The sequence below is a fragment of the Erythrobacter sp. genome, from assembly GCF_040217515.1.
Taxonomy (GTDB): Bacteria; Pseudomonadota; Alphaproteobacteria; order Sphingomonadales; family Sphingomonadaceae; genus Erythrobacter.
Map to the genome: position 1 here is coordinate 1 of NZ_JAVJPT010000015.1, position 11,727 is coordinate 11,727.

Genomic DNA, 11,727 nt, shown 5'->3' on the forward strand with positions numbered 1-11,727 from the left:
GCTTCGCCGGCTCGGTCTCGGCCCGCGTCGCCGAGCGGGTCTACATCTCCGCCGGTGTCGCCGGTTCGACCGCGCCCGACAGCACCGGGGGACGCGTCGGCGTCGCGTTCGGCTTCTGATGCGAAGAGGGCGGCGGGCGCAGTGACATTGCTGCGCCCGCCGTTGACGCAGCGCAGCGTCCTGCCCGCTTTGCGCGGCCTCACCTGACCGGTTGCGGACCGGTCGATCCTGGCCTAGCCCAGCCGCGCCAGCGCTGCCTCCAGTCGTTCGATCTCGGCCGTGTGGTGGGCGTGGTCCTCGCGGGCCTTTTCGACCGCTTCGGGTTTTGCCTTCTCCACGAAATTGGGATTGCCCAGCCGGCCTTCGAGCGATTTCGCCTCTTTGCGGCTTGCTTCCAGTGCTTTTGCCAGACGTGCCTTTTCCGCCTCGATGTCGATGATGCCTTCGAGACCAGTAATGTATTCGATACCGCCGACGGCAAAACTTGCGCCAGACCCTGGGACAGCTTGAGGCTCTTGGGTGCGGTCCTCTCGCTCTCTCGTTTCCAAGTTTATCCTTATGCCAGTGTTATAGAAAGTAAAGGAACCAATCTTTGCGAGGCGGAATAAAGCCGCTCCCCCTTGACCGAGGATCAGTTTTTCGAGGCTTTCAAACTGCTCATCCGTAATCTTTCGACGATCTACACCAAGCGTAATTTTGAGACTTTGCGGAATAGAGATTTCGTTTCTCATAGCCCTCGCACCAGAGATCACATCGATCACCCAGTCGATCGCATCGGTCGCGGCCTTGCTGATCTCGGCCTCCGGCTCCGGCCATTTGGCAAGGATCAGTTCGTAGGGGCGCTGTGTCTCCGCCATTTCAGCCTGCGAATGCCACAGTTCCTCGGTGATGAAGGGCATGAAAGGATGCAGCATGACGAGGATCTGGTCGAGCGCCCAAGCGGCGACTTCGCGCGTCTCGACGGCGGGCATGGCGTCCGGGTCGCCTGCGAACACCGGCTTGATCAGTTCGAGATACCAGTCGCAGAACCGGTCCCACACGAAATGGTAGATCGCGCTCGCGGCCGCGTCGAAGCGCAGGTCGGCCATCGCCTGTTCGATGGCGCGCGCGGTCTCCGCGACTTCGCCGATGATCCACTGGTTCGCGGCGAGGCGGGCGGCAGGCGCCTTGAGCGAGCCCGACGCACCGATCCCGTTCGACTGGCAGAAGCGCGCGGCGTTCCACAGCTTGGTGGCAAAGTTGCGGTATCCCTCGACGCGGCGTTCATCCATCTTGATGTCGCGGCCCTGGCTTTCCATCGCCGCCATGAAGAACCTCAGGGCGTCCGCTCCGTACTGGTCGATCAGGCCGAGCGGATCGACCACGTTGCCCTTGGACTTGGACATCTTCGCGCCATCGGCCGCGCGCACGAGGCCGTGCAGGTAAAGCCGCGGCCAGGGCGCAGCGCCCATGTTGTAATTGCCCATCATCAGCATCCGCGCATCCCAGAAGAACAGGATGTCGAAGCCGGAGACGAGCAGCGAATTGGGGAAATGCTTGGCGAGGAGATCGCTCTGCTCAGGCCAGCCCAGTGTCGCGAAGGGCCACAGGGCGCTGGAGAACCACGTGTCGAGCACGTCCTCGTCCTGCTGGATCGCGACTCCTTCGCCCGCTTGTCGCTGCGCCTCTTCGCGCGTTTCTGCGACGAAAACTTCGCCGTCGAGGCTGAACCACGCCGGGATGCGGTGGCCCCACCACAATTGGCGCGAGATGCACCACGGCAGGATGTTCTCCATCCAGTTGAAGAAGGTCTTCTCCCACGACGCGGGCACGATCTCGACCTCGCCCGAGCGGACCTGCTCGATCGGTTTCTGCGCGAGCGCCTTCTGGTCGAGATACCACTGGTCGGTCAGCCACGGTTCGATCACCACCCCGCCGCGGTCGCCGAAGGGGGTCGCGATCTGGCGGGGCTCGGCGTCCAATTCGACCTCTTCGCCCTTCTTGGTCTTGGCCTTGTGCGGGATGAGGCAGCCCAGTTCCTTCATCCGCTCGACCACGCGTTCGCGCGCCCCGTCGGTGCCGTCCCGGCGGAAGCGGTGGAGGCCGATGAATTCCTCGGGAATCAGCCCGTCGGCGGTCTGGACGACATTGGCATCGCCGTCGAACATGTTGAGCATGTCGGCGGTGTCGATCCCGGCGCGTTTGCCCACCTCGAAATCGTTGAAATCGTGCCCCGGCGTGATCTTCACGGCGCCGCTGCCGAGTTCGGGATCGGCGTGTTCGTCGGCGATAATCGGCACGCGGCGGCCGGTGATGGGCAGGATCACGTGGCGGCCCACGACCGACTTGTAGCGCTCGTCATCGGGATGAACCGCGACCGCCATGTCGGCGAGCATCGTTTCGGGCCGCGTGGTGGCGACCTCGATGTAATCGCGGCCCCCCATGCCTTCGGCATCGAGCGTCACGCCGTCTTCGAGCGGATACTTGAAGTGCCAGAAATGGCCCGGGATGGTCTGCTGTTCGACTTCGAGGTCCGAAATCGCGGTGCGCAGCTTGGGATCCCAGTTCACCAGCCGCTTGTCGCGGTAGATGAGGCCGTCATTGTAAAGGTCGACGAAGACCTTGGTCACGGCGCGCGTGAAATGCGGGTCCATCGTGAACTGTTCGCGGGACCAGTCCATCGAACAGCCCAGCCGCCGCAACTGGCCGGTGATCGTGCCACCCGATTGCTCTTTCCACTCCCACACCTTTTCCACGAATTGCTCGCGGGTGTAATTGGTGCGCTTGTCCTGCCGCGCCTCCAGCTGGCGTTCGACCACCATCTGCGTGGCGATGCCGGCGTGGTCGGTCCCCACCACCCACAGCGCGTCCTTGCCCCGTAGCCGCTCATAGCGGATCACGATGTCCTGCAACGTGTTGTCGAGCGCATGGCCGATATGCAGGCTGCCCGTCACGTTGGGCGGTGGGTTGACGATGGTGAAGGCTTCCGCGTCCGGCCGCTCGGGCCGGAAACAGCCGTTCTTTTCCCAGTGCTCGTACCAGCGCGCCTCGATCTCGGCGGGATTGAAGGTGGTGGGTAGGGTCATGTTTGTCTTTTCGTTCGGCCGGGTGGATTGCCCTCACGTAGCGAAGCGGTAGGGCAAGGGAAACGCCCTCACGTAGCGAAGCGGTAGGGCAAGGCAAACGCCCTCACGTAGCGAAGCGATAGTGCAAGGGAAACTTGGGGGGCGCAGGTGGCTTGGCCCCCAAATCAAACGCTGTTCCCCATGCCAAAGCCCCTGTTGCGGCGCAACACGTCTCGGGATGCGTCTCCGCCCGGGTGTTGCGGTGCGCGCGCTTTGTCCGCATAGGCTGAAAGACGATGGACGAGGCAGCGCATTACGAGCTGGGCGAGGGCCCGGAGGGCGGCCGCCGGCTGGCCCTGTCGGGGCGGCTCCTGATTTCCACCATCGGCGCGATCGAGCCCGACCTGCGCCGCCTCTCCGGCGACATCGCGGTCGTGGACCTGTCGGGCGTGAGCGAGATCGACACGGTCGGCGCCTGGGTTGCCTGCCGTCTCGCCGACGATCATTCCGCCCGGATCGAGGGCGCGGGCGAGGGCGCGCGGCACCTGCTCGACGCGGTCGAGGGGATGGCCGGCGAAGGCATTGCCGAACAGCGCACGCCGGTGTGGGAACGCGTTCCCGTCGCCACCGGGGAAAAGGTCTTCGCCGCACGCTCGGGCATTATCGGCGTGGTCGGTTTCTTCGGGCAAATCCTGCTCGCCTTCGTCACGATCCTGCTCCACCCCTCGCGCTTTCCGCTGCGGGCGCTGGTTCGCCAGATGGAACTGGTGGGCGTCGCGGCGCTGCCGATCATCGGGCTGATGAGCTTTCTCATCGGGGTCGTCATCGCCCAGCAGGGCGCGGTCCAGCTCGAACAGTTCGGGGCCGAATCGCTCACCATCAATCTCGTCGGGCGGATCACCCTGCGCGAGCTCGGCGTGCTGATGACCGCGATCATGGTCGCCGGCCGTTCGGGCAGCGCGTTCGCCGCGCAATTGGGCACGATGAAGCTGACCGAGGAGATCGACGCGATGCGCACGATCGGCATTTCCCCGGTCGAGGCGCTTGTCCTGCCGCGGATCATGGCGGCGACCTTCATGATGGTCGTCCTGGGTTTCTATGCCTCGATGGTGGCGATCGTCGGCGGCGCGGTCGTCGGGCAGTTCGGGCTGGGCATTCCCTTCTTCACCTTTCTCGAACGGATCCAGGAAGTCGTGCCGACCTATGACCTGTGGGTGGGCCTCATCAAGGCGCCGGTCTTCGGCCTGATCGTGGCGCTGGCCGGGTGCTATCACGGCATGCAGGTGCGCGGGAATTCGGAGGAAGTGGGCAGCCGCACGACGATGGCGGTGGTCTCGGCGATCTTCGCGGTGATCGTGATCGATGCCTTCTTCGCGGTGTTCTTCACCGAGATCGGGTGGGGCTGAACCATGGCAGGCAGGAAGGGACCCGGCCATCCGCGCCATTCGGACGAACCGCCCATCGTGGTCGAGGGGCTGGTCAACCGCTTCGGCGATTTCACGGTCCATGACGGGCTCGACCTGACCATGCGGCGCGGCGAGATTCTCGGCGTGGTCGGCGGATCGGGGTCGGGCAAGTCGGTCCTGATGCGCTCGATCATCGGTTTGCAGGTTCCCACTGCGGGCCGTGTCGACGTGCTCGGCCATACGCTTACCGGGGTCGATCCCGACAGCAATTTCGGCGTGCGCAGCCGCTGGGGCGTGCTGTTCCAGGGCGGGGCGCTGTTTTCCACCCTGACCGTGGGCGAGAATGTCGAGGCGCCCCTGAAGCAGTTCTACCCCGAGCTTTCGGACTCGCTGCGCCGCGAGATCGCGCGGTATAAGGTCCTGCTGTCGGGCCTGCCCGAAGAGGCGGTGACGAAATATCCGAGCGAACTGTCGGGCGGGATGAAGAAGCGCGCCGGGCTGGCCCGCGCACTCGCGCTCGATCCCGAACTGCTTTTTCTCGACGAGCCGACCGCCGGGCTCGACCCGATCGGCGCGGCCAAGTTCGACCGGCTGACGGTCGACCTGCGCGATACGCTGGGGCTGACCGTGTTCCTCATCACCCACGACCTCGACACGCTTTACGAGGCATGCGACCGGGTTGCGGTGATCGCGGAGAAGACGATCATCGCGGTGGGCACGATCCCCGAACTGGTCGAAACCGGCCATCCCTGGATCGAGGAATATTTCAACGGCCCGCGCGGGCGCTCCGCCAAGGGCGCGCATGATCGCAGCCATGCGGCGCAAGGCGGGATGTGAGGGCATGCGGGTGACGACAGGCAGGCATGGACAAGTCCCCCCGCGCGCGTTCATAGGGGCCGGCATGGACAGGCGGGACTAGATGGAAACGCGGGCCAACCACCTCTGGGTCGGCGCGGTGACGCTGGCGCTGCTCGCGGCGCTGGCGGCGTTCATCGTGTGGCTGACCCGCGCGGGCGAGGGCGCGCGCAGCGAATACGACATCTTCTACGGGCAGACCGTCTCCGGCCTCGCGCGGGGCAGCCAGGTCTCGTTTGCGGGCGTGCCCGTCGGGCAGGTCTCCGACATCGCCCTGTCCGAAGACGATCCCGAATTCGTGCGCGTGCGCATCAGGGTGCAGGAAGACGTGCCGATCCTCGTCGGGACCACGGCGACGATCCAGTCGAGCTTTACCGGCGTGTCCACGATCCTGCTCGACGGGGCGCGCAAGAACGCGCCCGCGATCACTTGCGAGACCACCGCCTGCCCCGAAGGCCGCCCGGTCATCCCCCCCAAGGACGGCGGCATCAACGCGCTGCTCAATTCGGCGCCGGTCCTGCTGGAGCGGCTGGCGACGCTGACCGAGAATCTCAACACCTTGCTGGGCCCGGAAAACCAGCGCGAGATCACGAACATTCTCTACAACACGGACCGGCTGACCGCCGGGCTCGCCGATGCGACGCCCGAACTGAAAGCCAACCTGGAGGAATTCCGGGTCTCGATGGAGGAATTCAACGAGACAATGGACGCGATCGAGGACTTGACCCGCAGCACCGACGCACTGGTGCAGGACGAGGGCGGATCGCTGGCCAAGAAGCTGCGCGAGACGCTCGATTCGGCGGACCGTGCGGCCGGCGCGCTCGCGGATACGCTCGAGGACGTGCGCCCGGCGACGCGGCAATTGCGCGAAGGCACGCTTCCGGCCGCGGAGGCGACGCTGCAGGACCTGCGCGCGACCAGCCGGAGCCTGCGCTCGATCAGCGAAAAGCTCGAAAGCGAAGGGCTCGGCTCGCTGGTCGACGGGCGAACCCTGCCCGATTACGAGGATTAGGCGATGATGCGACACAGGATTACCGTTCGCTCCAGGGCAATCGCCGCTCTCGCCGCGCTCATGCTTTCCGGCTGCGTCAGTCTCGGCGGGGGCGAACCGCCTGAAAGCCTGCTGACCCTGACCCCGACCGCCACCGCACCGACGGGTTCCGGTTCGGGCGCGCGCACCGGGGGCGAGGCCGGCGCGGGCGCGATCGCGGTGATGACGCCCGAGGCCCCGGCCAAGCTCGACGTGCTGCGCGTGCCGGTAACGGTCAGCGCGACCGAGATCGCCTATCTCAAGGACGCCTACTGGGTCGACAAGCCCGCACGCCTCTTGCGCCGCCTGCTCGGCGAAACCTTGCGCACGCGGACCGATGCGCTGGTGATCGACACCGACGATTCCCCGACCGAGCCCGAGGTCAAGCTGCGCGGCACGCTGCTCGACATGGGCTATGACGCGCCGAGCCGCTCGGCCGTGGTGCGCTTCGAGGCGATCCGGACGACGGCCGAAGGCGGAGCCGTCAGCCGCCGTTTCGAGGCGACCGAGAGCGGGATCCCTGCCGAGGCGAGCGCCGTCGGCCCGGCGCTCAACCGCGCGGCGAACCGCGTCGCCGCCGATGTCGCGGACTGGATTGCGGGCGAAAGCTGAGTGGGGGGTCCGACCCTTCAAACAAGCCGCGAAAACCGCCACGCAGTGAGGAAATCGGCTTCGCGCCGGGCGCGCCGCTCCTCCGCCTCGCGATCGCGTCCCCATAGGTCCGCCTGCCATTCCTCCTCGAGGCTCGCCGCCCGCCAGAGCGCGCGCGCTGCGTCCTCGTCGCCGCTGTCCTCACCCAGCGCCGACAATCCGATCACCAGCGAAGCGGAGAGCGATGTCATGGCCTCGAGCGCGGCGAGGCGGAACGGGTCTTCGGCCAGCATTCGCTGGTACAGCCGCTCCATCTGTCCGGGGTCCTGCGGCCGGTGGACGATCCCGCTCACCCGCACCAGCACCGCGCCTTCGCGCGCCTCGAACGCGGACAGCAGCGGCTCCCAGACCTGCTCCTGCCGCTCGAACAGGGGCTCGTCCGGCTCGGCGCGGTAGCACAGCGTGTCGGTCTCCCCATAGGCCAGCAGCTTGCCCGCAATCGCTTGCGGGGCGGGGGCGACCGCGTCGATCGCGTAATCGGCGAGGTCGCGAAAGGGAAATGCCCCGGGATCGATCGTCTCGCCCGCCGCGTCCCATTCCGCCGAGAGCGCCTGTGCGAGCGGCTCCGAAGGCACGACCTGCTGTGCGCCGCCCTGGGTGCGGACCTTGCGCCCGTCGAGCGTGACCTGCCAGCCGCCCTCGGTCCCGGCCAGCGCGACTTCACGATAAAAGCGCTTCACTGCCCGCGCTCCCCGTCCGCGCGCTTCCAGCGGCGCACCATGAGAGTGGGCAGGAAGAAGAAGGCGAGCAGCCCCGCGACAGCCAGCGCCGCGCCGAGCCACCATGGCCCGTCCAGAACCCGGCGCGCGATCATCAGGCCGACCAGCAGCACCGCGATTGCGCCGATCCGCACTGCGTTCATCGCGATATAACGTGTGCGGGCAATCTCCTCTTCGCGGTTCACCCGCCGCTCTCCAGCAGGTCGCCAAGCTCGGCCACCGATCCCGCGACCCCGCGCGCGCCTGTGGCCCTGAGCTCCGAAGGGCTGTGATAGCCCCACGCCACCCCGATTGCGGGCACGCGCGCGGCGGCGGCCATCTGCATGTCGAAACTGGTATCGCCGATCATCACCGCCTCTTCCGGCTGCGCCCCGGCCTCGAACAGCGCGGCTTCGAGCATGGCGGGGTGCGGTTTCGAGGGATGGCGGTCGGCGGTCTGGAGGGAGACGAACAGGTCCGCGATCCCGTGCACGGCGAGACAGGCGGCAAGCCCGCGATCCGACTTGCCGGTTGCCACTGCGAGGCTCCACCCGCTCTCGTGCAGCCGGGCCAGAAGTTCGGCGATCCCGTCGAACAGCGGTTCGTCGAGCAGCCCCTCCTCGCGCCGGGCGCGAAAGCTCGACTTGTAGAATTCGGTGACGTCGCGCGCGCGGGCCTCGTCGATGCCGGGGGCGAGTTCGCGCACCGCGACCGACAGGCTCAGCCCGACCACCCGGCGCACCAGCGCCGGCTCGGGCGGGGCGAGCCCGGCGCGGGTGAAGGCGCGCTCCATCGCCCAGCAGACATCGGCCTGCCCGTCGACCAGCGTGCCGTCGCAATCGAACACGGCGAGCCTCGTCCCGGAAGCGCTCACTTGCGCCGCCCTTTCGGCTTTCCCCTGCGACCCTTGGGCGCGGCCTTCTTTGCTGCCCCGCGCGCACGCCGCGGCGTGCGGCTTTCCTTGCGGGCCTGCTTGAAATGGCGGCGGGCGGCGAGCTTTTTCTCGGCCGGGGTGCGTTCGGGTGGTTCGTCGCGGATCGGCGCGGCATCGGACAGCGCGGGGTCGAAGCCCAGCGCCTCCATGCTCGCGGCGAAATGGTCGGGCAGGTCGGCGGTCACGTCGAGCTTGCCGCCGCCGGTTTCCTCGCCCGCGCCCTTGCGAGCCGGCTCGGCGATGATCAGGCGGCGCGCATGCAAATGCATCTTGCGGGAGATCGCCCCGGTGAGGAACGCATCCTGCCCGCCATATTTGCCGTCGCCGACGATCGGGTGGCCGATCGCGGCCATGTGGACGCGCAGCTGGTGGGTGCGCCCGGTGAGCGGTTCGAGCTCGACCCATGCGGCCCGGGTCCCGGCGCGTTCCACCACGCGGTAGCGGGTTCGCGCGGCCTGCCCGTTTTCCTCGTCGACATGCATCTTCTCGCCGCCCGTGCCCGGCTGCTTGGCGAGCGGCGCGTCGATCGTGGCTTCGCGCAGATCGGGCACGCCGACGATCAGCGCCCAGTAGATTTTTCGCGCGCTGCGGCTCGAGAACCGCTTGGAATAGCTCGCAGCGCTGCCCGGGGTCCGTGCCACCAGCAACACGCCGGAGGTGTCCTTGTCGAGCCGATGGACGAGGCGCGGGCGCGGTTGGTCTTCCCGCACGAAGGCATCGAGCAGGCCGTCGACATGGCGCGTCGTCTTGCTGCCGCCCTGCGTGGCGAGGCCGGGCGGCTTGTTGAGCACGAGGGCAGACGGAGTCCCCCGGATCAGCATCGCGCGGGCCTGTTCCATGTCGGTCTCGGTCAGTTCGCGGCGCCGGGGCGCGGCCTTGCCGCCCTTCGCCTCGCCGCCGGGCGGGACGCGCAGGACCTGCCCGGCTTCCAGCCGGTCGTCGACCTTCGCGCGCTTGCCGTCGACGCGCAGCTGGCCCGTACGCGCCCAGCGCGATACGGTGGCGAAACCGACGCGCGGCAGGTTGCGCTTGAACCAGCGGTCGAGCCGGATACCGTCGTCGTCCGCGGCCACGGTGAACTGGCGCACGTCGTTTGCGGGGCCGCCCGTTCCGTCGCCGTTCATGCCGCACCCCGCATCACGAGCAGGCCGAGATAGAGTGCGGCGAGACCCGCCCCGACCGAGACGGCGGCATAAAAGACCGCGAGCCCGGGCGCCCCGCGCTCGATCAGGAGCAGCATTTCGAGGCCGAATGCGCTGAATGTCGTGAACCCGCCGAGCAGGCCTACGCCGAGCAGGAGGCGAAGGCTTTCGCTGCCGGCACCGTTTCGCGCGAGCCAGCCGAAGACCATCCCCATGCCGGCGCAGCCGATGACGTTCGCGGCCAGCGTCCCCCAGGGGAATTGTCCGACCTGTGCCGGGCCGAGCGCTCCCGAAATCGCCCGGCCGAGCTGGTAGCGGCCGAGCGCGCCGACAGCGCCGCCGGCCATGACCAGCAGTGCGGCAAGCAGGGGAGTGGGGGTAGCCGGGTGCATCGTTCTCGCCCCCTTAGCGCCGCGCGGTCCCGATGCCTAGCGGTGCCGGGGCCTCGCCTGTAGGAAACCTTGCAATTCCGCCGTTCATCGAGTACTGGATGAGCCATTGAGCGCGCTTCCCAGGCACAGCCGTTGGAATCGCGCCCGTTTTTAGCGTTCAACTTGCGCGCATTCCCGCCGATTCGGGCGGGCTCGGCGTGTTTGAAAGAGGTAGTGACCGTTTATGCAAATCATCGTCCGCGATAACAATGTCGACCAGGCCCTGCGTGCGCTCAAGAAGAAGCTCCAGCGCGAGGGCGTTTATCGCGAGATGAAGCTGCGGCGTCACTACGAAAAGCCGAGCGAGAAGCGCGCCCGTGAAAAGGCCGCCGCCGTGCGCCGTGCGCGCAAGCTCGAGCGTAAGCGGGCCGAACGCGACGGGGCGAAGTGACGCGCGCTTCAGCCGCGTAAACGACGCGCTGCTTTGCGTCGTCCCCGCGAAAGCGGGGGCCTCGTCCGACAAGGCGACAAGCCCGCCAATGGGTGTCGCCTAACGCTTGAATCCGAAAACCGAATGAGCCATCAGGGCGCGGCATTTCCCCGCGCCCTTTTGCATGTGCAAATGTGCGGCTCGCCTCTCGATAGCAGGAACCACGCTCAATGGCCGAAGTAACCCGTGTTCCGATCCAGCCCGTCGCCAAGGGCTCGCTCACCAAATTGTGGCTCGGCGTGATCCTCGCCGTGCTGGTCGGTGGCGGGCTCGCATGGGCCGCCATGCCCAAGGGGCTCGACATCGACGTGATCGCCCAGGGCGAAGGCCCCACGATCGCGGTCGGCGACGTCGCCTGGGTGAAATACACCGGCAAGCTGGCCTCGACCGGCGAAGTGTTCGACCAGACCCCCGACCTCCCGCCGCAGATCGCCGATACGGTGCGCTCGATCTTTCCCGAAGGTTCGCCCTGGGAAATGCAGGAAGGCGCGATGATCCCCGGCTTCTTCAACGGCCTCCTGCAGATGAAGAAGGGCGGGACCTACGAACTCTACATCCCCTCTGACCAGGCCTATGGCGACCAGCCGCCGCCGGGATCGCAGATTCCGCCGAATGCCGACCTGATCTTCGAGATCGAGGTGACCGACATCATGAGCCAGGAGAAATACGAGCGCGACATGGCGATCCTGCAGCAGATGATGCAGTCGCAGATCGGCGGGCCTCCCGGTTCAGGCCCCGGACCCGGTCCCGGTCCGCAGGGTCCTCCGCCGGTCCTTCCCGAAGGGCAGTAAGGGGGCACCGATGTCCGTCACCCGCGAAGAAGTCGCCAAGATCGCCAGCCTCGCCCGGATCCGCATGACCGAGGAGGAGCTCGCCCGCATGGCGCCCGAGCTTTCGGGCATCCTCGACTGGGTCGAGCAACTGGGCGAGGTCGATGTGACCGGCATCGAGCCGATGAGCGCGGTCATCCCGAACACGCTGCGCCTGCGCGCGGACGAGGTGGATGCCGACCCGCTCACCGGCGGCAATCGGCGCGAGGACGTGCTCGCCAACGCGCCAGTCGCCGAACACGGCTTTTTCGGCGTGCCGAAAGTGATTGAATGACA

At 67.2% G+C, this 11,727-nt stretch carries 13 protein-coding genes; 7 read left to right on the plus strand and 6 right to left on the minus strand.

The window, feature by feature from the left end:
- Positions 1–233: 233 nt before the first annotated feature.
- Positions 234–3,065, minus strand: a complete 2,832-nt coding sequence (locus RIB52_RS14165) for a valine--tRNA ligase (RefSeq protein WP_350176663.1) — start codon at positions 3,063–3,065, stop codon at positions 234–236.
- Positions 3,066–3,340: 275 nt separating this feature from the next.
- Here RIB52_RS14165 and RIB52_RS14170 point away from each other — a divergent pair, with 275 nt between their 5' ends.
- From RIB52_RS14170 to RIB52_RS14185, 4 genes are all read left to right on the plus strand, one after another.
- Positions 3,341–4,450 carry an ABC transporter permease gene (locus RIB52_RS14170; protein ID WP_350176665.1) on the plus strand — a complete coding sequence of 370 codons (1,110 nt, stop codon included), beginning with the start codon at positions 3,341–3,343 and terminating at the stop codon, positions 4,448–4,450.
- A gap of 3 nt (positions 4,451–4,453) precedes the next feature.
- Positions 4,454–5,287, plus strand: coding sequence for an ABC transporter ATP-binding protein (locus tag RIB52_RS14175; RefSeq protein WP_350176667.1), 834 nt, complete (start codon positions 4,454–4,456; stop codon positions 5,285–5,287).
- A gap of 82 nt (positions 5,288–5,369) precedes the next feature.
- On the plus strand, positions 5,370–6,317 hold the full coding sequence (locus RIB52_RS14180; RefSeq protein ID WP_350176669.1) for an MlaD family protein: 948 nt from the start codon (positions 5,370–5,372) through the stop codon (positions 6,315–6,317).
- Between the two features lie 3 nt (positions 6,318–6,320).
- Positions 6,321–6,947: an ABC-type transport auxiliary lipoprotein family protein gene (locus RIB52_RS14185; RefSeq protein ID WP_350176671.1), complete on the plus strand. Its 627-nt coding sequence runs from the start codon at positions 6,321–6,323 to the stop codon at positions 6,945–6,947.
- A gap of 17 nt (positions 6,948–6,964) precedes the next feature.
- On the opposite strand, the gene RIB52_RS14190 is transcribed toward RIB52_RS14185, so the two are convergent.
- Genes RIB52_RS14190 through crcB form a run of 5 tightly spaced genes read right to left on the minus strand, consistent with a single transcriptional unit; the run spans position 6,965 to position 10,152 of the window.
- The gene (locus tag RIB52_RS14190; RefSeq protein WP_350176673.1) at positions 6,965–7,666 is read right to left on the minus strand and encodes an ATP12 family chaperone protein; all 702 of its coding nucleotides are present in this window, start codon (positions 7,664–7,666) and stop codon (positions 6,965–6,967) included.
- The gene (locus tag RIB52_RS14195; RefSeq protein WP_350176675.1) at positions 7,663–7,890 is read right to left on the minus strand and encodes a hypothetical protein; all 228 of its coding nucleotides are present in this window, start codon (positions 7,888–7,890) and stop codon (positions 7,663–7,665) included. Before RIB52_RS14195 ends, RIB52_RS14190 begins: the two co-directional genes overlap by 4 nt.
- The gene (locus tag RIB52_RS14200) at positions 7,887–8,558 is read right to left on the minus strand and encodes an HAD-IA family hydrolase (protein ID WP_350176677.1); all 672 of its coding nucleotides are present in this window, start codon (positions 8,556–8,558) and stop codon (positions 7,887–7,889) included. Before RIB52_RS14200 ends, RIB52_RS14195 begins: the two co-directional genes overlap by 4 nt.
- On the minus strand, positions 8,555–9,742 hold the full coding sequence (locus tag RIB52_RS14205) for an RluA family pseudouridine synthase (protein WP_350176679.1): 1,188 nt from the start codon (positions 9,740–9,742) through the stop codon (positions 8,555–8,557). Before RIB52_RS14205 ends, RIB52_RS14200 begins: the two co-directional genes overlap by 4 nt.
- Entirely contained in the window at positions 9,739–10,152 is a 414-nt protein-coding gene (gene crcB / locus RIB52_RS14210) for a fluoride efflux transporter CrcB (RefSeq protein ID WP_350176681.1), read from the minus strand. The genes RIB52_RS14205 and crcB overlap by 4 nt, the downstream gene beginning before the upstream one ends.
- 223 nt (positions 10,153–10,375) lie before the next feature.
- Between crcB and rpsU the strand changes: the two genes are divergently transcribed.
- From rpsU to gatC, 3 genes are all read left to right on the plus strand, one after another.
- Complete coding sequence (rpsU, locus tag RIB52_RS14215) at positions 10,376–10,582, plus strand: 30S ribosomal protein S21 (RefSeq protein ID WP_047807610.1); 207 nt, start codon at positions 10,376–10,378, stop codon at positions 10,580–10,582.
- A 209-nt stretch (positions 10,583–10,791) separates the two neighbouring features.
- Complete coding sequence (locus RIB52_RS14220; RefSeq protein WP_350176684.1) at positions 10,792–11,412, plus strand: FKBP-type peptidyl-prolyl cis-trans isomerase; 621 nt, start codon at positions 10,792–10,794, stop codon at positions 11,410–11,412.
- 10 nt (positions 11,413–11,422) lie between these two features.
- Positions 11,423–11,725, plus strand: coding sequence for an Asp-tRNA(Asn)/Glu-tRNA(Gln) amidotransferase subunit GatC (gene gatC / locus RIB52_RS14225; protein ID WP_350176686.1), 303 nt, complete (start codon positions 11,423–11,425; stop codon positions 11,723–11,725).
- Positions 11,726–11,727: the final 2 nt, after the last annotated feature.

Bases quoted from the DNA above. Each gene is read 5' to 3' on its own strand.
- RIB52_RS14175 (WP_350176667.1), top strand. From the start codon at position 4,454: ATGGCAGGCAGGAAGGGACCCGGCCATCCGCGCCATTCGGACGAACCG.
- crcB (WP_350176681.1), bottom strand. From the start codon at position 10,152: ATGCACCCGGCTACCCCCACTCCCCTGCTTGCCGCACTGCTGGTCATG.
- RIB52_RS14180 (WP_350176669.1), top strand. From the start codon at position 5,370: ATGGAAACGCGGGCCAACCACCTCTGGGTCGGCGCGGTGACGCTGGCG.
- RIB52_RS14220 (WP_350176684.1), top strand. From the start codon at position 10,792: ATGGCCGAAGTAACCCGTGTTCCGATCCAGCCCGTCGCCAAGGGCTCG.
- RIB52_RS14205 (WP_350176679.1), bottom strand. From the start codon at position 9,742: ATGAACGGCGACGGAACGGGCGGCCCCGCAAACGACGTGCGCCAGTTC.
- RIB52_RS14170 (WP_350176665.1), top strand. From the start codon at position 3,341: ATGGACGAGGCAGCGCATTACGAGCTGGGCGAGGGCCCGGAGGGCGGC.
- RIB52_RS14185 (WP_350176671.1), top strand. From the start codon at position 6,321: ATGATGCGACACAGGATTACCGTTCGCTCCAGGGCAATCGCCGCTCTC.
- gatC (WP_350176686.1), top strand. From the start codon at position 11,423: ATGTCCGTCACCCGCGAAGAAGTCGCCAAGATCGCCAGCCTCGCCCGG.
- rpsU (WP_047807610.1), top strand. From the start codon at position 10,376: ATGCAAATCATCGTCCGCGATAACAATGTCGACCAGGCCCTGCGTGCG.
- RIB52_RS14165 (WP_350176663.1), bottom strand. From the start codon at position 3,065: ATGACCCTACCCACCACCTTCAATCCCGCCGAGATCGAGGCGCGCTGG.